The sequence below is a fragment of the Microbacterium sp. Mcb102 genome (assembly GCF_024519805.1).
GTDB lineage: Bacteria > Actinomycetota > Actinomycetes > Actinomycetales > Microbacteriaceae > Microbacterium.
This window is the reverse complement of sequence record NZ_JALJRG010000002.1, coordinates 149,702-170,130: the sequence shown is the minus strand read 5'-3', so window position 1 is coordinate 170,130 and position 20,429 is coordinate 149,702. Positions and strand designations below refer to the sequence as shown.

The 20,429-nt window shown below is 70.6% G+C and carries 20 protein-coding genes; 16 read left to right on the top strand and 4 right to left on the bottom strand.

What is annotated here, in order from left to right; genetic code table 11:
- Positions 1-2: 2 nt before the first annotated feature.
- From OC372_RS06970 to OC372_RS06960, 3 genes are read left to right on the top strand one after another with little or no spacing between them, the layout of a single operon-like run.
- A complete protein-coding gene (locus OC372_RS06970) occupies positions 3-1,175 on the top strand; it encodes an NAD(P)/FAD-dependent oxidoreductase (RefSeq protein ID WP_262001574.1) in 1,173 nt (390 codons plus the stop codon).
- Positions 1,172-1,453 (top strand): 2Fe-2S iron-sulfur cluster-binding protein, encoded by a 282-nt coding sequence (locus OC372_RS06965; RefSeq protein WP_105710431.1) that lies wholly within the window; start codon positions 1,172-1,174, stop codon positions 1,451-1,453. The genes OC372_RS06970 and OC372_RS06965 overlap by 4 nt, the downstream gene beginning before the upstream one ends.
- A complete protein-coding gene (locus OC372_RS06960) occupies positions 1,450-2,883 on the top strand; it encodes an FAD-dependent oxidoreductase (RefSeq protein ID WP_262001330.1) in 1,434 nt (477 codons plus the stop codon). The genes OC372_RS06965 and OC372_RS06960 overlap by 4 nt, the downstream gene beginning before the upstream one ends.
- Before the next feature lie 34 nt (positions 2,884-2,917).
- Here the strand turns inward: OC372_RS06960 and OC372_RS06955 are convergent, their stop codons facing one another.
- Both OC372_RS06955 and OC372_RS06950 read right to left on the bottom strand, forming a co-directional pair.
- A complete protein-coding gene (locus OC372_RS06955) occupies positions 2,918-4,492 on the bottom strand; it encodes an AMP-binding protein (RefSeq protein WP_262001329.1) in 1,575 nt (524 codons plus the stop codon).
- A 91-nt stretch (positions 4,493-4,583) separates the two neighbouring features.
- Positions 4,584-5,807, bottom strand: a complete 1,224-nt coding sequence (locus OC372_RS06950) for a PAS domain-containing protein (protein ID WP_231481659.1) — start codon at positions 5,805-5,807, stop codon at positions 4,584-4,586.
- 163 nt (positions 5,808-5,970) lie between these two features.
- On the opposite strand from OC372_RS06950, the gene OC372_RS06945 reads away from it, so the two are divergent.
- The 13 genes from OC372_RS06945 to OC372_RS06885 all read left to right on the top strand — a co-directional run bounded on the left by OC372_RS06945 (position 5,971) and on the right by OC372_RS06885 (position 17,951).
- On the top strand, positions 5,971-6,990 hold the full coding sequence (locus OC372_RS06945; protein ID WP_262001328.1) for a Bug family tripartite tricarboxylate transporter substrate binding protein: 1,020 nt from the start codon (positions 5,971-5,973) through the stop codon (positions 6,988-6,990).
- A 40-nt stretch (positions 6,991-7,030) separates the two neighbouring features.
- On the top strand, positions 7,031-7,561 hold the full coding sequence (locus OC372_RS06940) for a tripartite tricarboxylate transporter TctB family protein (RefSeq protein ID WP_105710591.1): 531 nt from the start codon (positions 7,031-7,033) through the stop codon (positions 7,559-7,561).
- The gene (locus OC372_RS06935; RefSeq protein WP_262001327.1) at positions 7,561-9,108 is read left to right on the top strand and encodes a tripartite tricarboxylate transporter permease; all 1,548 of its coding nucleotides are present in this window, start codon (positions 7,561-7,563) and stop codon (positions 9,106-9,108) included. Before OC372_RS06940 ends, OC372_RS06935 begins: the two co-directional genes overlap by 1 nt.
- A gap of 51 nt (positions 9,109-9,159) precedes the next feature.
- Positions 9,160-9,957, top strand: a complete 798-nt coding sequence (locus tag OC372_RS06930; RefSeq protein ID WP_262001326.1) for a sulfite exporter TauE/SafE family protein — start codon at positions 9,160-9,162, stop codon at positions 9,955-9,957.
- A 70-nt stretch (positions 9,958-10,027) separates the two neighbouring features.
- Positions 10,028-10,318, top strand: a complete 291-nt coding sequence (locus OC372_RS06925) for a hypothetical protein (RefSeq protein ID WP_262001325.1) — start codon at positions 10,028-10,030, stop codon at positions 10,316-10,318.
- Positions 10,311-11,873, top strand: coding sequence for a sensor histidine kinase (locus OC372_RS06920; protein WP_262001324.1), 1,563 nt, complete (start codon positions 10,311-10,313; stop codon positions 11,871-11,873). The genes OC372_RS06925 and OC372_RS06920 overlap by 8 nt, the downstream gene beginning before the upstream one ends.
- A 1-nt stretch (position 11,874) precedes the next feature.
- On the top strand, positions 11,875-12,534 hold the full coding sequence (locus tag OC372_RS06915) for a response regulator transcription factor (RefSeq protein ID WP_029260955.1): 660 nt from the start codon (positions 11,875-11,877) through the stop codon (positions 12,532-12,534).
- The gene (locus tag OC372_RS06910; protein WP_262001323.1) at positions 12,531-14,111 is read left to right on the top strand and encodes an SLC13 family permease; all 1,581 of its coding nucleotides are present in this window, start codon (positions 12,531-12,533) and stop codon (positions 14,109-14,111) included. Before OC372_RS06915 ends, OC372_RS06910 begins: the two co-directional genes overlap by 4 nt.
- A gap of 118 nt (positions 14,112-14,229) precedes the next feature.
- Entirely contained in the window at positions 14,230-15,432 is a 1,203-nt protein-coding gene (locus OC372_RS06905) for a glycerate kinase (protein WP_105710423.1), read from the top strand.
- A gap of 58 nt (positions 15,433-15,490) precedes the next feature.
- Complete coding sequence (locus tag OC372_RS06900) at positions 15,491-15,958, top strand: MaoC family dehydratase N-terminal domain-containing protein (protein ID WP_262001322.1); 468 nt, start codon at positions 15,491-15,493, stop codon at positions 15,956-15,958.
- Positions 15,958-16,356 carry a MaoC/PaaZ C-terminal domain-containing protein gene (locus tag OC372_RS06895; protein WP_105710422.1) on the top strand — a complete coding sequence of 133 codons (399 nt, stop codon included), beginning with the start codon at positions 15,958-15,960 and terminating at the stop codon, positions 16,354-16,356. The genes OC372_RS06900 and OC372_RS06895 overlap by 1 nt, the downstream gene beginning before the upstream one ends.
- Positions 16,357-16,369: 13 nt before the next feature.
- Complete coding sequence (locus OC372_RS06890; protein WP_105710421.1) at positions 16,370-17,503, top strand: UDP-N-acetylmuramate dehydrogenase; 1,134 nt, start codon at positions 16,370-16,372, stop codon at positions 17,501-17,503.
- A gap of 46 nt (positions 17,504-17,549) precedes the next feature.
- Positions 17,550-17,951 (top strand): VOC family protein, encoded by a 402-nt coding sequence (locus tag OC372_RS06885; protein ID WP_029260961.1) that lies wholly within the window; start codon positions 17,550-17,552, stop codon positions 17,949-17,951.
- A gap of 67 nt (positions 17,952-18,018) precedes the next feature.
- Here OC372_RS06885 and OC372_RS06880 read toward each other — a convergent pair whose 3' ends face one another.
- Together OC372_RS06880 and ald are read right to left on the bottom strand one after the other, a co-directional pair.
- Positions 18,019-19,218: a pyridoxal phosphate-dependent aminotransferase gene (locus OC372_RS06880; protein WP_262001321.1), complete on the bottom strand. Its 1,200-nt coding sequence runs from the start codon at positions 19,216-19,218 to the stop codon at positions 18,019-18,021.
- 81 nt (positions 19,219-19,299) lie between these two features.
- Complete coding sequence (gene ald, locus OC372_RS06875) at positions 19,300-20,394, bottom strand: alanine dehydrogenase (protein WP_029260963.1); 1,095 nt, start codon at positions 20,392-20,394, stop codon at positions 19,300-19,302.
- Positions 20,395-20,429 lie beyond the last annotated feature (35 nt).

The following is a 20,429-nucleotide window of genomic DNA, read 5'->3' as shown; positions in this document are numbered from 1 at the left end:
CCATGCGGTACGACGCGGTCGTCATCGGCGGTGGCCTGCTCGGCGGGGCACTGACCTGGATGCTGGCACGCGAGGGCGCCTCCGTACTGCTGCTGGAGAAAGACCAGTTGAACCAGCACGCCTCCGGCCAGAACGCCGGCAGCCTGCACTTCCAGCTCGAGTATCGGATGGTCGAGAACGGGTGGGAGTCGGCGCGCACCGCCGCCGCAGCCATGCCCCTGCATCTGGATGCCGCCGAGGCCTGGACGCGGCTGGGAGATGAGCTGGGCGAATCGGTCGGCGTCGTGCAGCGCGGCGGCTTCATGCTCGCGGAGACGGCGGAGCAGGTCGCGGTGCTCGAACGCAAGGTCGGTCTCGAGCAGGAGTGGGGGCTGGATGTCACCCTCCTCGACGGTGATGAGGCGCGGCGCATCGCGCCCTACCTGTCGGAGTCGGTGCTCGCCGCCGCCTTCTGCCCGATCGAGGGCAAGGCCGAGACGCGCACCGCGGGGCCTGCTCTGGTGCGGGGTGCCGTGAAGCTCGGCGCAGAAGTCCGCACGCACACCCGTGTGACCGGGCTCGAGCGCGACGCGCGCGGCTGGAAGGTGACCGCCGCCGGTCCGGACTCGACGTTGAGCATCCACGCCGACACGGTGATGATCGCCGCGGGGGTGTGGACCACGGACGTGGGTGCCCTCGCCGGGGCGGACCTGCCGACCATCCCGCTGGCTCTCATGATGAGCGTGAGCGCGCCGGTCGAGCCCTTCATCGGACACCTGATCCAGCACGCCGGCGCCAAGCTCTCGCTCAAGCAGACGAAGGACGGCACGGTGCTGATCGGCGGGGGGTGGCCCGCGGCACTCAGCCGCCGCGCGGGCTCCCCGGACCTGGAGACGCGTCCTCGCCTTCTCCCGGAGTCCATCGTGGGCAACGCCCGCGCGGCGATCGGCGTGGTGCCGGGCACAGCCCGACTGCCCATCGTGCGGTCCTGGGCGGGGACCACGACGGTCACGCCGGATCAGCTGCCACTCGTGGGAGAGGTGCCCGGATGCCCGGGGATGTTCGTGGCCACCGGCGGATCGGCCTTCACACTCGGGCCGAGCTTCGCCCGTTCCCTCTGCGACCTGGCCGCCGGTCGCACACCCCACATCGACCTGCGGCCCTACGCCCCGGACAGATTCGGAGTCATGGCATGAACGACCAGCCCCTCGCCGATCGCGCGGTGCCGCGGCGACTGGATGTGTCCTTCGTCGTGGACGGTCGGTCCGTGCGCGCTGCGGCGGGGGAGACCGTGGCGGCGGCGATGCTGGCCGAGGGCGAGCGGTGCTTCGCTCGGCGGGGCGGCGAGCAGCGCGCGCCGCTGTGCAACATGGGCACCTGCTTCGAGTGCGCGATCACGGTCGACGGCGTGCCGATGACGCGGACCTGTCTGACCACCGTCCGCGACGGCATGAACGTGCGGACCGACGCATGAGCGCCGACCTCTACGACCTCGCGATCGTCGGGGCAGGACCGGCCGGTCTGGCCGCGGCGCTGCAGGCGCATGCGCAGGGTCTCCGGACGCTCGTGATCGACGAGCAGCGCGCGGCGGGGGGACAGATCTTCCGTCAGCCGCCGACCGAGTTCGACGAGCCGGTGCGGTCTCCGGTCGGGTATCCCTGGGCGGCGGATCTGCTCGCGGATGCCGCCGCGGCGACCGGCATCGACTGGTGGTTCGAGTCGACCGTGTTCGGCGTGCTCGATGCGCGCTCGACCGGGCGCGACGATTTCGAGGTGCTGGTCACGGGCCCTCAGGGTTCGCGGCGCGCGCACACGCGGAGGCTGCTCGTCGCCACCGGCGCCTACGACATGCCGGTGGCGATCCCCGGATGGACGATGCCTGGCGTGCTGATGGCCGGCGCGGCACAGGGGCTCCTGAAGGCACAGCATTTGCGGGCAGCGGGTCCGGTCGTGCTGGCGGGTTCGCATCCGCTGATGCTGATCGTGGCTGCCCAGCTGGTCCGTTCGGGGGCTGAGGTGACGGAGGTGGTCTTCGCCCGCGGACTGCCCTCCGTGCGCGAGCTGTTCCTCGCCGCTCCGGCCGTGCCCGGGCACGTGCGCCTGCTGGCCGAGCTGGCAGGCTGCGTGCTGACCCTCGTGCGGCACGGAGTGCGCATCACGACGTCGACGGTCCCCACGGCGATCGTCGGCGACGGTGGTGTGAGCGGCATCCGACTGGCGAAGGCCGACCGGGCGTGGCGCGTGCGCGGACCCGAGCGCGAGGTCCCGGCGCGGACCGTCGTCCTCGGGTACGGGTTCCAGGCCTCCACCGAGCTCGCGCGTCAGCTCGGATGCCCGGTGCGATGGGACTCCGCTGCCGGCGGATGGCTGGTGGACGTCGACGGGAACTTCGAGACGGGCCTGCCAGGGGTCTTCGTCGCGGGCGAGCCTACCGGTGTCTCCGGGGCCGAGCAGTCACGGGCGGAGGGGGCCGCGGCTGCGGCGGCGATCGCCGCCGGTCTCGGCAGGCCCGTCGACGCCATCCGTGCTCGCGCGATCGAACGGGACCTGCGCCGCTCCCGACGGTTCGCCGCGGTCGTGCAGCGGATGTTCGCGCCCGAGCGACCCGGCCTCACGGCGCTCGCCTCCCCGGCGACGACGGTCTGTCGGTGCGAAGGGATCCCGCGATCGGACATCGACGGATTCCTGCAGGCGAACCGGCATGCCGACACCGTGGATGCGGTCAAGCTGAGCTGCCGGACGGGCATGGGGCCCTGCCAGGGTCGGTACTGCGAGACGACCGTGGCCGGTGCGGTCGCGGCGGCGCGCGGGGGAACGGTCTCCGACGCCGGTCGCTTCGCCGCCCAGCTGCCCGTCAAGCCGGTGTCCCTGCAGACGTACGCCGACCTCTTCGACGCGGACTGAGCGAGGTCGGCGCCCGGGTGGGCGCCGACCGGCGTCAGCGGACCCGCAGATCCTTGCGGAGGATCTTCCCGGAGCTCGACTTCGGGATCACCTCGATGAATTCGACCTGTCGCACCTTCTCGTGCGGGGCGACATGGGCGGCGACGTGCGCCATGACCGCATCCGCGTCGAGGTCAGTATCCGGCTGCCGCACCACGAACGCCTTCGGCACCTCCTGGCCGTCGTCGTCGAGGGCGCCGATCACGGCGGCGTCGGCGATGGCGGGGTGTTCGAGCAGCACCGCCTCCAGCACGGCGGGGGCGACCTGGTACCCCTTGTACTTGATGAGCTCCTTGAGCCGGTCGACGATGCGATAGATGCCGTCGGGGGTGACGGTCGCGACATCGCCGGTGTGCAGCCAGCCGTCGGCGTCGAGCATCTCGGCGGTGGCATCGGGGCGATTGAGGTATCCGACCATGACCTGCGGCCCGCGCACCCACAGCTCTCCCGGCTCGCTGGCGCCCTCGGCGGGCACCGGCACGTCCTCGCCCGATTCCGGATCGACCAGTCGTGCCTCGGTGTTGGGCACGAGTGGGCCGATGGCGGAGCGGTCGATGTCGTCGCGCGTCTCGGAGGTGAGGTTCACGGCGGGGCTGGTCTCGGTCATCCCATACCCCTGGGTGACGATGCAGTCGAGCCGGCTCGCCACCGCCGACGCCAGCGCGCCGTCGAGCGGAGCGGCTCCGGAGAAGATGACCTTCACCGGCGAGAGATCGTACTGGTCGACGATCGGATGCTTCGCCAGTGCGACCGCGATCGGGGGCGCGACGAACACCCAGGTCGTCCGATGCTCGGCGATGATGCGGAGGAACTCGGGCAGATCGAACTTCGGCATCGTGACGAGTCCCGCGCGCTGGCGGAGCGCGAAGTTCAGCAGCACGGTCATCCCGTAGATGTGGAAGAAGGGAAGCACCGCGAGGAGGCGGTCGCTCGCGCCGACGCCGAGAACGGGTCGGCACTGCGACACGTTGGCCACGAGGTTCCGATGCGTGAGCATCACGCCCTTCGGTCGTCCGGTCGTGCCGGAGGAGTAGGGCAGGACGGCCAGGTGCGTCGCGGGATCGAACGACACCTCGGGTGCGGGATGCCCCTCGCCCAGCAGCGCCGGCAGCGATGGATGGCCCTCCACTCCGTCGAGGACGATCACGTGATCGGCCGCGAAGCCGAGCTTCTCCGCAGCCGCCAGAGCCCCGGGGAGCAGCGGTGAGACGGTCACGAGCCACGTCGCCCCCGCATCGGTGAGCTGATTCGCGATCTCGTCCGCGGTGTAGAGGGAGTTGATGGTCGTCGCGGTCGCCCCCGCGCGGAGGATGCCGTGGAACACCGTCGCGAACGCGGGGATGTTCGGGCACAGCACGCCGACCGTGGTCCCCACGCCCACCCCGCGGGCGGCGAGGGCTCCCGCGAAGAGGTCGATCTGCCCGACGAGCTGCCGGTAGCTGGTGGTCGCTCCGCTCACCCCGTCGATCAGTGCGATCGAGTCGAGCTCGGTCTCGTCGAGCCCGCCGAAGAGGAACTCGTGGATGGAGACCTCGGGGATCTCCACATCGGGGTAGGCGCTGCGAACCATGAGATCTCCTTCGATCCGGGATGCCGACGTCGTCGTCGAATGCGATCCAGTGTCGCACACAACGGCACCGAGTCCCAGGGCCCGGAACAGGTCAGACCGCGCCGTGCAGCCGGTACCGCGTGCTCGGCCGACCCTTCGTCGAATAGTCGAGCGTGCGGATCGCTCGACCGGCGCTCGCGAGGTGCTCGAGGTAGCGTCGCGCGCTGACCCGGGAGATGTCGAGGTCATCCCCGATCTCGGTCGCCGAGGCATCGGGGCGGGCCGCAAGTGCCGCGACCACGCGATCGAGCGTCTCGGCGCTGAGCCCCTTGGGAACGCCGAAGCGCTGACGGAACGCGATGATCGCATCCGCGGCCTCGACGCGGCGGACGACGTCGTGGAGCTCCGTGTGATCCCGGAGCAGCAGAGTCGCCCCGATCTCGCCGCCGTCCGCGTCGCTGCCGGTGCTCCGGGCGACGAGCACGTGCGAGCCGACGATCACGGGCCTCCCGGCCGCCTCGCCCTCGCGGAGCACGGTCGTCAATTCGTCGCCTAGCACCTCCGCGGCCGAGGCACCGTCGAGGTCGGCGGCATCCCGGCCGAGGAAGCGCGCGGCCGCGTCGTTGACCAGGGTGATCCGTCCCGCTCCGTCCACCGAGATCACGCCTTCGCTGAGCCCGTGCAGTGTGGTCTCCTGGTTCTTCACGAGCGCGGCGATCTGATGGGGCTCGAGCCCGTAGATCCGACGACGGATGATCGACGTCACCCATGCCGAACCGAACACCCCGAACACCGCGGCCGCGAGCATCGCCGAGATCAGCCAGACCAGGTTCGCGGTGAACTCCTCGTTGAGCTCCGATTCGAGGATCCCGACCGACGCGGTGCCGATGACGGTGCCGTCGTCGTCGCGGATCGGGACCTTGACCCGCCAGGACGTGCCGAGTGTTCCGGTCTGCGTGCCCACGTAGACCTCGCCGGAGAGGGGGATCGACGGGTCGGTGGACACCTTCTCCCCGATGCGCTCCGGATTCGGGTGCGAGTAGCGGATGCCGTCCTCGTCGGCCACGACGACGTACGCGAGGTCGGATGCCTCGCGGATGACCTCGGCGATCGGCTGGATGGTGGTCGAGGGCTCCGCATCGTCGAAGGCGTCGAGGACGGTCGGCAGTGCGGCCACCGACTGGGCCACGGCCTGCATCCGGTCCTTGTAGGCCTCGCGGAGCGCCTGCTCCTGGAACGCGCCGGCCACGATGCCGGTCGCCAGGGTCACCAGGAACACGATCAGCGCCTGCAGCACGAGGAGCTGCACGCGGAGCGTCATCTTCGAGGCCACCACCTCCCCATTCTCACGCGTCGTCCCCGGCCTCGCGAGCGGGGGACGACACCGTCTCCGACCAATAGTTCCGAAACTCCGACCAATGGTTTCCGAAGCTTGAGCGCGGCCATCCGTCCTCACAGGGTGGACGGACAGCAGCACGAACGCTCAAGGAGGAGCGCACATGAACAACGCACGCATCGCCACCCTGACCGCACTCGCGGCAGTGGCCGCATTCACCCTCACCTCATGCGCCGGAGGCAGCGCGGCGAACGACGGCGGCGGCGGTGAGACCGAGGTCGCGGCCGTCACCGACGTCTCGATCGTCGTCCCCGCGGACCCCGGCGGAGGGTGGGACCAGACCGGCCGTGCCCTGTCGCAGGTGCTCACCGAGGAGGACATCGTCGGCTCGGCGCCCGTGACCAACGTCGGCGGCGCCGGCGGAACCGTCGGCCTGGCGCAGCTCGCGAACGAGAAGGACCCGAACACCCTCATGGTCATGGGACTCGTGATGGTCGGCGCCGTCGAGACGAACGCCTCGGCGGTGCGGATCGAGGACACGACGCCGATCGCCCGCCTCACGGATGAGCCGCTCGTCGTGGTCGTCCCGGCCGATTCGAAGTACGACACCCTCGAGGATCTGGTGGAGGACATCGCCGACAACGGGCAGTCGGTCACGATCACGGGCGGCTCGGCGGGAGGGGCCGATCACATCCTCGCCGGGCTGATGCTCGAGGAGGCGGGCCTCGACGGTGCGGAGATCGCGGAGAAGCTGAACTACACCCCGAATTCCGGCGGGGGAGAGGCGGTTCCGCTGCTCATCGGCGGCAAGGTCGCTGCGGGCATCTCCGGCGTCGGCGAGTTCGCCCAGCACGTCGAGAGCGGCGACCTTCGTGCGCTGGCGGTCTCGAGCGAGGAGCCGGTCCCCCAGCTTCCGGACGTGCCGACCATCACCGAGGAGGGCTACGACGTGGTGCTCACCAACTGGCGCGGCGTGATCGCGCCCGGGGGCATCTCGGACGGGGAGAAGGACGAGCTGGTGCGTGTGATCACCGAGTTGCACGAGTCCGAAGCCTGGACCGATCAGTTGGAGACCAAGGGCTGGGCCGATGCGTTCCTGGTCGGCGCGGAGTTCGACGACTTCCTCACCGGGGACATCGAAGAGGTCACCGCGACTCTGAAGAACATCGGGCTGGTGCAGTGACATGACGGTCCCCGCATCGTCGGGGACCGAGGAGCGGGGCGTGCGAGACGGCCATGACGGCCGGCTCGCACGCCGTGCTCCCTCCGTCCCCCTCGGCGAGCTCGTGTTCGCCGGCATCATGGTCGCCCTCGGCGTCTTCGCCGTGGTCGGCATCTTCCTGATCCACGTCCCGGTCGGCATGAAGGCAGGTCCCACGGTCTTCCCGATCTTCGTCTCGGTCATCCTGCTCGCCTCCGCGGTCGCCGTCCTCATCGGCGTGCTGCGCGGGGAACGCGGCGGGGCCGAGGAGGCGGAAGACATCGATCAGAGCCTCCCGACCGACTGGGTCACCCTCGCCAAGCTCGCGGGACTCGTCGTCGCGCACCTCCTCCTGATCGAGCCGCTGGGATGGGCCCCCGCGGCCGCCCTGCTGTTCGGCGGAGTCGCCTGGTCGCTGGCCGCCAAGCGGTGGTGGATGGCGTTCCTCATCGGCATCGCCGTGGCCCTCGTGATCCAGATCGTCTTCGGCGGTCTGCTCGGACTGTCGCTGCCGTGGGGTCCTGCTCTCGGCTGGCTCGGAAGGATGTTCTGATGGACAGCTGGACCCTGCTCCTGGAGGGATTCGCGACGGCGCTGCAGCCGCAGTACCTGGCATTCGCCTTCCTCGGCGTCTTCGTCGGCACCGCGGTCGGCGTGCTGCCGGGCATCGGCCCCGCGATGACGGTGGCGCTGCTGCTGCCCCTCACCTACACGCTCGATCCCGCCGCGGCGCTGATCACCTTCGCCGGCATCTACTACGGCGGCATGTACGGCGGCTCGACGACGAGCATCCTCCTCAACACCCCAGGGGAGTCGGCGTCGATAGTCACGGCGATCGAGGGCAACAAGATGGCCAGGATGGGGCGCGGCGCGGCCGCGCTCGCCACCGCGGCCATCGGATCGTTCATCGCCGGCACCCTGGCGACGCTCGGGCTGACGCTGCTGGCGCCGCTGCTCGCGCGGTTCGCGGTGAACCTCGGTCCCGCGGACTACGTGGCCCTCATCGTGATCGCATTCATCACGGTCGGCGCACTGATCGGCAGCTCGATCTCGCGCGGCATGCTCTCGCTCGGGGTCGGCTTGTTCCTCGGGCTCGTCGGCACCGACTGGCTCTCGGGGCAGCAGCGCTACACGCTCGGGCTCCCGGCACTGTCCGACGGCGTGGACATCGTCCTGGTCGCCGTCGGTCTGTTCGCGGTCGGGGAGACGTTCTACATCGCCGCGCGGCTGCGACACGGCGGCGTCGATGTGATCCCCGTGACCCGCGGATGGCGCTCCTGGATGACCAAGGCCGACTGGCGCCGTTCGTGGAAGCCGTGGCTTCGGGGGACCGCGATCGGCTTCCCGATCGGCACCATCCCAGCCGGCGGCGCGGATGTCGCCACGTTCCTGTCGTACGCGACCGAGCGCAAGCTGTCGAAGCACCGCGACGAGTTCGGACGCGGTGCGATCGAGGGCGTCGCAGGCCCCGAGTCGGCGAACAACGCGGCCGCCGCCGGTGTGCTGGTGCCGCTGCTCACGCTCGGCCTTCCGACGACGGCGACCGCCGCGATCATCCTCACGGCGTTCCAGTCGTACGGCATCCAGCCGGGGCCGCTGCTGTTCGAGAGCCAGTCGAACCTGGTGTGGGCTCTCATCGCGAGCCTGTACATCGGCAACGTCATCCTGATCGTGCTCAACCTGCCGCTCGTGGGCATGTGGGTGAAGCTGCTGCAGATCCCGCGGCCGTACCTGTACGCGGGCATCCTGCTGTTCGCGGTCTTCGGGGCGTACGCGCTGCACAGCTCGCCGACCGACATCGTGATCCTGTTGATCGTCGGCATCCTCGGCTACTTCATGCGGCGGTACGGCTACCCCGTGGCGCCGCTGGTGGTCGGGATGATCCTGGGGCCGATGGCCGAGGAGCAGCTGCGCAAGGCGCTGCAGCTGAGCCAGGGCGATCTGAGCACGCTGGTCCTGCAGCCGTTCGCGGCGATCGCCTACGGGGTGCTCGCGCTCCTCATCGTCGGCGGGCTGTGGCTGCGTCGACGGCAGCGTCGGTACGAGCAGGCGCTGACGGAGTCGATCTCGGTGCCCATCAAGGCCGACTCGGAGGTCTGAGTCCGAGACGGTGGGTTCGAGAGGGGAGGAGGCCGCGAGTAGGCTGATCCGGTGAGTGACGTACAGGCCCCCGCGCGAGGGCCTCGCGCCTACGCAGCGTTCATCGGGATCGGCCTTCTCGCCGGTCTCCTCTCCGGACTCTTCGGCGTCGGCGGCGGCACGGTGATCGTCCCGCTGCTGGTGCTCCTGCTGCACTTCGACCAGCGCCTCGCGGCGGGCACCTCGCTCGCGGCGATCGTGCCCACCGCCAGCGTCGGCGTCATCTCTTACGCCGCGACCGGTTCGGTGGCCTGGATCCCCGCCATCATCCTGGCGGCGGGCGCCGTGGTGGGTGCGCAGATCGGCACCCGCCTGCTGCCGCGCATCTCGCAGACCGCGCTGCGGTGGGGCTTCGTCGGCTTCCTCGTCGTGGTGATCGTCAGCCTGTTCCTCGTAATCCCCTCGCGGGACGCCGCCTTCGAACTCTCCTGGCTGACGGGCATCGCGCTCGTCGGGGTGGGCGTCGGCACGGGAATCCTCGCCGGGCTGATCGGCGTCGGCGGCGGCGTGATCGTCGTCCCGGTGCTGACGCTGGCGTTCGGTACGAGCGACCTCGTCGCCAAGGGCACCTCGCTGCTGATGATGATCCCGACGGCGATCTCCGGCACGGTCGGCAACCTCCGCAACCGCAACGTCGACATGCTCGCGGCGGCCCTCATCGGCGTCTCCGCCTGTACGACGACTGCGCTCGGAGCGTGGCTGGCGACCATCGTCGACCCGACGCTGGGCAACATGCTGTTCGCGGCATACCTCGTCGTGATCGCGGTGCAGATGGCGATCAAGGCCGTCCGCGGGCGCAAGCGCGGCTGAGAAAGCGTGGATGAAGGGATCTTCATCCACGGCTCATGTGGGCATCATGATCGACGGGCATCATGGGGTCATGACCACCCCCCGACGCCTTCTCATCACCGGCGCGCTGATCGCGATCCCGGTCGCCTTCGCCGTGGGGAGTGTGGTGCTCGCACAGATGCCGCCCTCGCCGCAGCTCCCGTCCGAACCGGTGTCGGTGCAGCTCGCGACGCCGGTGCCGAGTGAGAAACCTGCACCTGCGCCCGCACCGGCTCCCGTCGTTCCTGCTCCGGCGCCCGCACCGCCGCCGGCGCCTGCACCCGCGCCGGCCCCACCGGCCGGTGACGACGACGATGATGACGGCGGCGGCGACGATGACTGACGCCCCCACCCTGCCTCTCGACCTCGGCGAGCCCGTCGTTCCGGCTCGTTCGGAGACGCGCGTGGTGCCGCAGGGGCACGCCGCCTCCGGTGCTCCGCTGCGCACACTGCGCCGGCGCACCCTGCCCGCCCGCTGGCGGATCACGCTGTGGATCATCCTCAGCACCGCCATCACGCTCCTCGCCGTCGGGATGATCGGCCGCAGCATCTTCCTTGCGGGGGTGGAGCAGTCGGCCAACGCCGAGATCGAACAGGAGGCCGCCGAGTTCTCCCGATTCGCGGAGGATGCCGCGGCAAGCGGCCACACCACGGCTGAGGAGCTGGTCGGCGAGTACGTCGACCGACAGTCCGTGCACGAGGACGAGGTCGTCATCGCCACCGTCGACGGGGCGGTGGTCGCGGTCGCGAACGGCCGTGTGGAGGCGACGGATCCCTCCACGCTCTCGGCCGTGCCCGGCGGGGAGGAGCTCGTGACCGCGCTGCTCGGCGAGACCGCGGCCTCCGGTGCGATGGACTCCCCGGACGCGGGCCCGTTGCGTTGGGGCCGCCTGGACTTCACGACCGGTGATCGCGACGGCGCGGTCCTGATCGTGCAGTACACGCAGGAAGCCAGGTCGCAGGTCGATGCCGGTTTCGCCACTATCGCGTGGGTGGCGCTGATCGGCATCCTGCTCAGCTCCGGCGTCGCCTGGCTCGTGGCCGGCCAGATCCTCGCGCCCGTGCGTGAGGTCTACCGGGTGGCCCGCGATATCGGCGAGCACGATCTCACCGCGCGAGTGCCGGTCGAGGGGACTGACGACATCGCCGCCGTGGCCACGACCTTCAACCAGATGCTCGACCGTCTCGAAGCCGTGCACGCCACGCAGCAGCGGTTCGTCGACGACGCAGGGCATGAGCTGCGCACCCCGATCACGATCGTGCGCGGGCAGCTGGAGCTGCTCAGCGAAGATCCCGAGGAGCGCGCGGCGACCCTGCGACTCGTGAGCGACGAGCTCGACCGGATGAGTCGGATCGTCACCGACCTCCTCGTGCTCGCCCGTGCGGAGCAGCCCGACTTCGTGCGGGTCGCGAACTGCGACATCGCTGCCCTCACCCTCGACATCGAGGCCAAGGCACAGAACCTCGGCGATCGTCGGTGGCAGCTCATGGAGGTGGCGGAGGGTACGGCGGCTCTCGATCCTCAGCGGGTCACGCAGGCGGTGCTCCAGCTCGCGGCGAACGCGGTGCAGGTCACCGAGGTGGGCGACCGCATTCTCATCGGCTCGCGCTTCGACGGCGACGGGACAGAGCGCCGGCTGCGGTTGTGGGTGCGCGACTCCGGTCCCGGCGTGGCCGCCGCGGATGCCGAGCGCATCTTCGAACGCTTCGCCCGTGGCGACAGCACCGGTGCGCGTCGCGGGTCGGGGCTCGGACTCGCGATCGTGCGGGCGATCACCGACGGACACGGCGGTTCGGCCTGGGTCGACAGCGTGTTCGGCGAGGGCGCCACCTTCGGCATCGACCTTCCGGCACCCACTACCGCGCGGCTCGACGCCGCGGCAGAGAGGAGCGAGTGAGATGCGCAGCATCCTCATCGCCGAAGACGACCCGCACATCACCTCGTTCGTCCGCCGGGGCCTGCGAGCGGCTGGCTACGAGACCGCCGAGGCGGCCGACGGGCACACCGCGCTGCTGATGGCTCGCAGCGGCATGTTCGACCTCGTGCTGCTCGATATCGGGCTCGGCGGCATGGATGGCTTCGATGTGCTGGCGAACCTTCGCGGTGAGGGCGTCTCGACCCCCGTGATCATCCTCACCGCGCGCGACTCGGTCATCGACACCGTGCGGGGCCTGGAGGGTGGGGCGAACGACTACGTCACCAAGCCGTTCCAGTTCGCCGAGCTCATCGCGCGCGTGCGGCTGCGGATCGGTGACGGCGAGGGTCGTGCGGCGGGCCCCGTTCTCACCCATGATGACGTGCGCGTCGATGTGCGGGCCCGCACGGTCACGGTCGACGGAGACATGCGCGAGCTCACCTCGCGGGAGTTCGCCCTGCTCGAGGTGTTCCTGCAGAACGCCGGTCAGGTGCTGTCACGCGACCAGCTGATCGGGCATGTCTGGGGGATGGACTTCGATCCGGCCTCCAACGTGGTCGACGTGTACGTGCGCGCTCTGCGCGGCAAGATCGGTGTCGACCGCATCGAGACCGTGCGCGGGGCGGGATACCGATTCCGATGAGTGATCACACCGACACCACGAGCCCGGCGGCCGAGACGACGACGGTCGAGCGCACGCGCTTCGCGACGATGCCGCCCGAGCGACAGGGGCTGCCCGTCGGACGCCGATCCGAGCGCCCTCGACTCGGACGCGCGAGCATCCTCCGCCTGGTCGCACTCGGACTCGTGCTGGTCGCCGGGGCCGGGATGGTCCTGGCCGCGCTGACGCGGTCATCCGGAGACAGCGCGCCGACCTTGCCGATCGCGGTGACCCTCACCGTCTTCCTGCTCGCCGTGTGGGCCTGGACCTCGACGCGGCTCGACGACACGCTCGTCGCCTTCCTCGCGGCGATCGCCTTGATCGTCACCGGGGTGCTGCCGGCGAGCGACTTCTTCGCCTCGCTCGGCGACGAGACCATCTGGCTGCTCATCGGCGCCTTCGTGATCGCCTCCGCCGTGTCGTCCTCGGGCCTCGCCCTGCGCGGCGCCTCCCATCTGCTGCGGTTCGCACGGGGACCTCGGAGCCTCTTCCACCTCACGACGGTCGCGCTCACGCTCACCGCCTTCGCCGTGCCCGCGACGTCCGGGCGTGCGGCGCTCGCCGTACCGGTGTACACCGCGGTCTCGGTCGCGCTTCCCGGACGCGAGCGGGTGGTCCGCGCCCTCGCCCTGCTGATGCCGACCGTGGTGCTGCTCTCGGCCGTCGGATCCCTGCTCGGCGCGGGAGCGCACATCGTCACGGACCAGCTCCTGCGGGCAGCAGGCGAGGCGGGGTTCACCTTCCTGAGCTGGCTCTGGCTCGGGCTGCCGTTGGCGATCTTCTCCTCGCACCTGGCCTGCGAGATCATCCTCTGGCGCTTCACCCGCCGTGCCGACCGCGCAACCCCCCTGCGCATGGATGCCGCAGAGATCGGCCGGTCCGCATCGACCGCAGTGACCGGGCCCCTCAGCATCCTGGAGCGGCGGGCAGCCGTGCTGCTGGGCGGTGTGATCCTGCTCTGGGCCACCGAGCCGCTGCACCACCTGTCGCCGGCCCTGGTCGCGCTCCTCGGAGCCGTCGCCGCCGTGACGCCGAGGATCGGGTGCCTGACCTTCCCCGCCGCGATCAAGCGGGTGCCGTGGTCGCTGCTGCTGTTCCTCGCCGCGACACTGGCGCTGGCATCCGCGCTCACCACCACGGGAGCCGCGGCCTGGCTGAGCTCCTCGGCGCTCGCCCCGCTGCGTGGACTCGGTGCTGCCGGGGCCGTCGCCTTCGTGCTCGTGGTCATCGCGATCTCGACCGCGGCTCACCTGCTGATCCCGTCACGGTCGGCGCGCTCCGCCGCGATCATCCCCGTCGTGATCGCGCTCGCTCCTGCCCTCGGCGTCTCCCCGATGGCTGCGGCCTTCGCCTCGACCGCCGCGGCCGGTTTCTGCCACACGCTTCCCAGCTCGGCAAAACCGGTCGCGATGTTCGCCGACCCCGACATCGTCAGTGGCGGCTTCACTCCACCCGATCTCCGTCGGCTCTCGGCGCTGCTGGCGCCCGCGATGTTCGCGCTCGTCGCGGTCTTCGCGCTGTGGATCTGGCCGCTGATGGGGCTGCCGCTGCTGCTCTGATCCGCGGCATCCGCCCCGTAACACCCGCTTCACTCCGTGTGCGCCGCCGGTGCACCGGTGCTCGTCGTGCCCGCACCACCGGGCATTCGTCGCCCGTTCGGGCGCAGAAGGAGGAACCATGTCGATCCACACCCCGCAGCGCATCCTGGTCGCACCGAGCGGATTCAAGGAGAGCCTGAGCGCCGAGGCCGTCGCCCAGGCGATCGCCGCCGGCGTGCGTCGGGTCATCCCCGGCGTGCAGGTCGACGAGTACCCGGTGCCGGATGGCGGGGAAGGTACCGCCGCCGCGCTCGCCGCCGCCACCGGAGGGGAGCTCATCGCGGCACGGGTCACCGGTCCCGTCGGCGACCCGGTCGATGCGCACTGGGCACGGCTCGGAGGACGCGCGGCGGGCACGGCCGTCGTCGAGATGGCATCCGCCGCCGGACTGCGACTCGTGCCGCGTGACCGCCGCGACCCCGGCGAGACCACCACTCGCGGAGTCGGCGAGCTGATCGCGGCGGCTCTGGACGCCGGGGTCGAGCGGATCGTGGTCGGCTGCGGCGACTCCGGTACGAGCGACGGCGGTGCCGGGGCGCTCGAAGCGCTCGGCGTACGCATTCTCGATCGCGACGGCGTGCCCCTCGCCGCGGGCGGTCGACACCTTCGAGATGCGGCGGGCCTCGATCTCGCAGGGTTGCACCCTCGCATCGGAGAGATCGAGATCGTGCTCGCGTGCAACATCCACAACGTGCTGTGCGGGCCGCGCGGTGTGGCACGGGTGTTCGGCCCGCAGAAGGGAGCGACGCCGGAGCAGGTGGACGAGCTCGCGACCGCCCTGGACGTCTGGGCTGGTCTGCTCGAGGAACAGAGCCCGTTCGGCGCGGCGATGGACGTGCGCACCGGCGGCGGCACGGGAGCATCCGGCGGACTCGGGGCTGGGCTGGCCGCGGTGCTCGGTGCGCGTCTCGCCCCGCGCTTCGAGGTGCTGCTCGACAGCGGTCTGCTGCCGGAACCGCTCGACGAGCTGATGGCGGTGGCCGACCTCGTCATCACCGCCGAAGGTGCCATCGACTTCCAGACCCCGCGGGGCAAGGTGCCGGCCGAGATCGCGATGCGGGCCCGGGTCGCCGGCGTCCCGGTGCTCGGCATCGCCGGGTCTCTCGGGGTCGGCGCCCCGACCGTGCACGACATCGGCATCGACGCGATCGCCTCGATCATCACCGTGCCGATGCCTCTCGAACAGGCCGTCGAGCACGGCGAGGCCCTGCTGCGCGACGCCGCGGAGCGCAGCATGAGGATGGTCCTGCTCGGATCGGCCATGTCGGCGCGGGCGGCCTGAGCGCTCCTGCGCCTGCCATGTCGGCTGAACGTCGGCCGGGCCTCGGTAGGATCGAGGGGTGGCAGTGAACCAAGAACTGGTCGGCCGGGAGTTCCCGCCGACGGCCCCCTACCTCGTCGGCCGCGAGAAGGTGCGCGAGTTCGCGCGCGCCGTCTTCGCCGATGCTCCGCAGCACACCGACATCGAAGCGGCCCGCGCGGCCGGCTTCTCCGACGTCGTGGCGCCGCCGACCTTCGCGATGGTCATCCAGGACCTCACGCTCCAGCAGCTGCTGGCGCAGGAGGACTCCGGCATCGTGCTCGCCCGCACGATCCACGCCGAGCAGCGCTTCACCTACACGCGACCGATCGTGGCGGGCGATGAGCTCACCGCGCAGCTGCGCGTCACCGGCATCCGGATGATGGGCGGCAACGCCATGATCACCAGCGAGGCCGCGATCACCGACGCTGCGGGCGACCATGTCGTCACGGCGACGAGTGTGCTGCTGGTGGGCGCCGAGAGCACGGACGAAGGGAAGGCCGCCTGATGGGCTACACCGTCGGAGACGTGGTCGCCGAGCGCACCGTGCATCTCACCCGCGAGTCGCTCGTGCGCTACGCGGGAGCGTCCGGAGATTTCAACCCCATCCACTACCGTGACGATGTCGCCGCATCCGTCGGGCTTCCCGGCGTGCTCGCGCACGGCATGCTGACGATGGGCATCGCCTCGTCGGTGGTCGTCGCCGCCCTCGACCCGGCCGCGAAGATCCTCGACTACGGGGTGCGCTTCACCAAGCCGGTCGTCGTCGACCCGGTCGATGGTGCCGACATCACCGTCGTCGCCACGGTCGGCGCGGTCGATGAAGAGGTCGCGCGCATCGACCTCAAGGTCACGTTCGGCGAGACCACGGTGCTCGTCAAGGCGCAGCTGCGCGTCGCCGTCTGATGAGGACGCTCTGATGCGGGAGATCGAGCCGGTCCGCCTGGCCGAGCTGACCACGCTGCGCACGGGCGCCGCGCCCGAGCGGATGCAGGAGGCGACGACGACCGCCGGTCTGATCGAGGCGCTGCGCGACACCTGGGCGCGCGGCGACGAGTGGTTCGTCCTCGGGGGCGGCTCCAACCTCTTCGTCGGCGATGAGCCCTTCGAGGGCACCGTCATCCGGGTGCGCACCGAGGGGATCGAAGAGATTCCTTCGCCGCACCCGGGTCGCATCCGTCTGCGCGCGCAGGCCGGGCACTCCTGGGACGACCTGGTCGCCTATGCGGTCGCGCACGGCTACGCCGGCCTCGAGGCCATGAGCGGGATCCCCGGCACGGTCGGCGCGTCCCCCGTGCAGAACATCGGCGCATACGGACAGGAGATCCAGGAGACGCTGGTCGAGGTCGAGTTGATCGACGAGTCGACCGGCGTGGTCTCGACCGTTCCCGCGGCCGAGCTCGGATTGGGTTTCCGCACCTCCGTCCTCAAGCACCACCACGGCAGCGTGCCGCTGCGACGTGCCGTGATCCTCTCCGTCACCGTCGACCTGGCGATCGCCGGTGAGCGCGTGGTGCGCGGCGAGCAGCTGCGTCGGGCGCTCGGGCTGACCGATGAGACACCGGTTCCGCTGAGCTGGGTGCGCGAGCGCATCCTCTCGACCCGCGCGTCGAAGGGCATGCTGCTCGACGACGCCGACCCCGACACCCACGGCGTCGGCTCGTTCTTCCAGAACGCGATCGTGACGGCCGCGGTGGCAGGCGCACTGCCGCCGGAGTGCCCGCGCTGGCCGGTGGCGCCCGATCTGGATGCCGTGACCGTGATCCCGCTCGCGTCCTACGACGGGCAGGTGCCGCTGTCGAAGCCGACGACCGTCTCCGACGTGAAGGTCAGCGCAGCCTGGCTGATCGAGCAGGCGGGCATCCGCAAGGGGTTCAAGCTTCCGCGCTCGCGCGCTTCGGTCTCGACCAAGCATGCGCTGGCGCTCACGAACCGCGGCGGCGCGACCGCGGGCGAGGTCGCCGAGCTCGCGCGGTTCATCCAGAGCCGGGTCCACGCCGAGTTCGGTCTCGTGCTGCAGCCGGAGCCGGTGCTGGTCGGCGTCGACCTGTAGGGCGATCGTCCTGTGGGGCGTCGTCGGTCGCGGCTACACTCGCGGCATGAGCGGACTGATCCCGTACCTGCTGTTTCCCGGCAACGCCGCAGAGGCGCTGCGTCACTACCGCTCGGTGTTCGGCGGTGAACTGCAGCTGCTCGACTACGCCACGGCGGGCCGGCGTGACGGACCCGGCGATGCCGTCGCGCACGGCCAGCTGAGCGGGCCGGTCGAGCTCGCCGGCGCCGATGCCGGAGCCGACGACGACGCCGTGCAGATGAGCGGCATGTTCCTCTCACTCCTCGGCACGGCGGATGCGCTGACCCTCACCGGCTGGTACGACAAGCTCGCGGCCGACGGCCGAGTGATCGACGCCCTGCAGAAGCGCCCGTGGGGAGACTTCGACGGCACGCTCGTCGACCGCTACGGCATCCGCTGGCTGATCGGCTTCCAGCCCGAGGACTGATCACGCCGCGAAACCCGAAGGCCCCCTCCCGTCTGTCGACAGGAGGGGGCCTTCGGTACGAGCGGGGTCAGGCGAACAGGCGCTGCAGGCGCTGCACGCCCTCGAGCAGCTGGTCGTCGCCGAGGGCGTACGACATGCGGATGTAGCCCGAGGGGCCGAAGGCCTCGCCGGGAACGACCGCGACCTCGGCCTGGTCGAGGATGAGGTCGGCGAGCTCGAGCGAGGTGGTCGGCGTCACGCCGCCCCAGGTGCGACCGAGCAGACCCTGCACGTCGGGGTACACGTAGAACGCGCCGAGCGGGTTCGGAACCACGAGGCCGTCGATCTTCGACAGCTCCGACACGATGAGCTGGCGACGGCGGTCGAATGCCTGGCGGAACTGTTCGGCCTCGTCCTGCGGTCCGTTGAGGGCGGCGATGGCAGCCTTCTGGGCGACGTTGTTCACGTTGCTGGTGAGGTGCGACTGCAGGTTGCCGGCGACCTTGATGGCGTCGGCCGGTCCCACCATCCAGCCCACGCGCCAGCCGGTCATGGCGTAGGTCTTGGCGACGCCGTTGACGAGGATCGTCTGCCCGGCGACCTCGGGCACGGCCTCGACGATCGAGGTGGCCTTGACGCCCTCGTAGGTGAGGTTCTGGTAGATCTCGTCGCTGATGATCCAGATGCCGTGCTCGAGTGCCCACTCGCCGATGGCGCGGGTCTCCTCGGACGTGTAGACCGATCCGGTCGGGTTCGAGGGCGACACGAACACGAGCGCGGTGGTGCGGGCGGTACGAGCGGCCTCGAGCTGCGCGACCGTGACCTTGTACTCCTGATCGGCGCCGGCGAAGACCTCGACCGGGGTGCCGTCAGCGAGGCGGATGGCTTCGGGGTAGGTGGTCCAGTACGGCGCGGGCAGCAGGACCTCATCGCCCGGGTTCACCACGGCCTGGAAGGCCTGGTAGACGGACTGCTTGCCGCCGTTGGTGACGATGACCTGGCTGGGGGAGACCTCGAGGCCGGAGTCGCGCAGCGTCTTCGCGGCGATCGCCTCGCGCAGTGCCGGAAGACCCGGAGCGGGCGTGTACCGGTAGCTCGCCGGGTCGGCCAGCGCCTCGGCTGCGGCATCCACGATGAACTGCGGCGTCGCGAAGTCGGGCTCGCCGGCGGCGTACGAGATGACGTCCTTGCCTTCGGCCTTGAGGGCCTTGGCCTTGGCGTCGACCTTGAGGGTCGCGGACTCGGCGATGGCGGACAGCTTGCGGGAGAGAGGAGCGCGTTCGGTCACGACTACGAGCGTACTCGGCTCGATGCGGTGGGAGCGGTGTGGGATATCGCCAAGATCCGAGGTTCTTTCGGGTTCGGAAGGTCAGCGGGCGGCGAGCCCGTGCGCCTGGGCGACGGCCGGGAGCGTGATGCGTCCGCCCTGCACGTTCAGACCCGCGGCCAGCGCCGCGTCTTCGGAGGCCGCGCGCTCCCAGCCCTTGCCGGCGATCGCCGAGACGTAGGGGAGGGTCGCGTTCGTCAGTGCGCGGGTCGCGGTCTCGGGAACCGCGCCAGGCATGTTCGCGACGCAGTAATAGATCGAGTCGTGGACGGCGAACGTGGGGTCGTCGTGCGTGGTCGGACGCGAGCCCTCGAAGCATCCGCCCTGGTCGATCGCGATGTCGACGAGCACGGAGCCGGGCTTCATCGCGGCGACCATGTCGTCTGTCACGAGCTTGGGGGCCGCGGCACCGGGGATGAGCACGGAGCCGATCACGAGGTCGGCGGCCTTGAGCTCTTCGGCGATGTCGTAGCGACTCGAGGCGCGGGTCTCCAGCGCTCCGCCGTAGCGGTGCTCGAGTTCGCGCAGACGCGGCAGCGAGACGTCGACCACGGTCACCTTCGATCCGAGACCGAGCGCGTTCGCGGCGGCGTGCTCTCCGGCGACGCCGCCTCCGATCACGACGGTCTTGGCGCGCGGAGTGCCGGCGATACCGCCCAGCAGCATCCCGCGTCCTCCTTGCGAGCGCAGCAGCGAGTGCGAGCCCATCACGACCGAGAGCCGCCCGGCGATCTCGCTCATCGGCACGAGCAGCGGCAGGCTGCGGTCGGGCAGCTGCACGGTCTCGTAGGCCACGGCGGTGGTCCCGGCCTCCACGAGCGCCGTGGTCAGGGCGCGGTCAGCGGCGAGGTGCAGGTAGGTGAAGAGGGTGAGGTCCTCGCGCAGGAACCCGTACTCCTGCGCGATCGGCTCCTTGACCTTGATGACGAGGTCGGCGTCGCCCCAGGCCTCGGCGGCGGTCGCCACGATCTCGGCGCCGGCTGCGCGGTAGTCATCGTCCGTGATGCGCGAGCCGAGGCCCGCGCCGGACTGCACGAGCACCCGATGTCCCTCGTGCACCAGCCGGTCGGCGCCGGCGGGCGTGAGGGACACGCGGTTCTCGTTGTTCTTGACCTCGGTGGGGACGCCGATCTTCATTGATCCTCCTGGGTTGATGCGGTGCGGCACCAGGA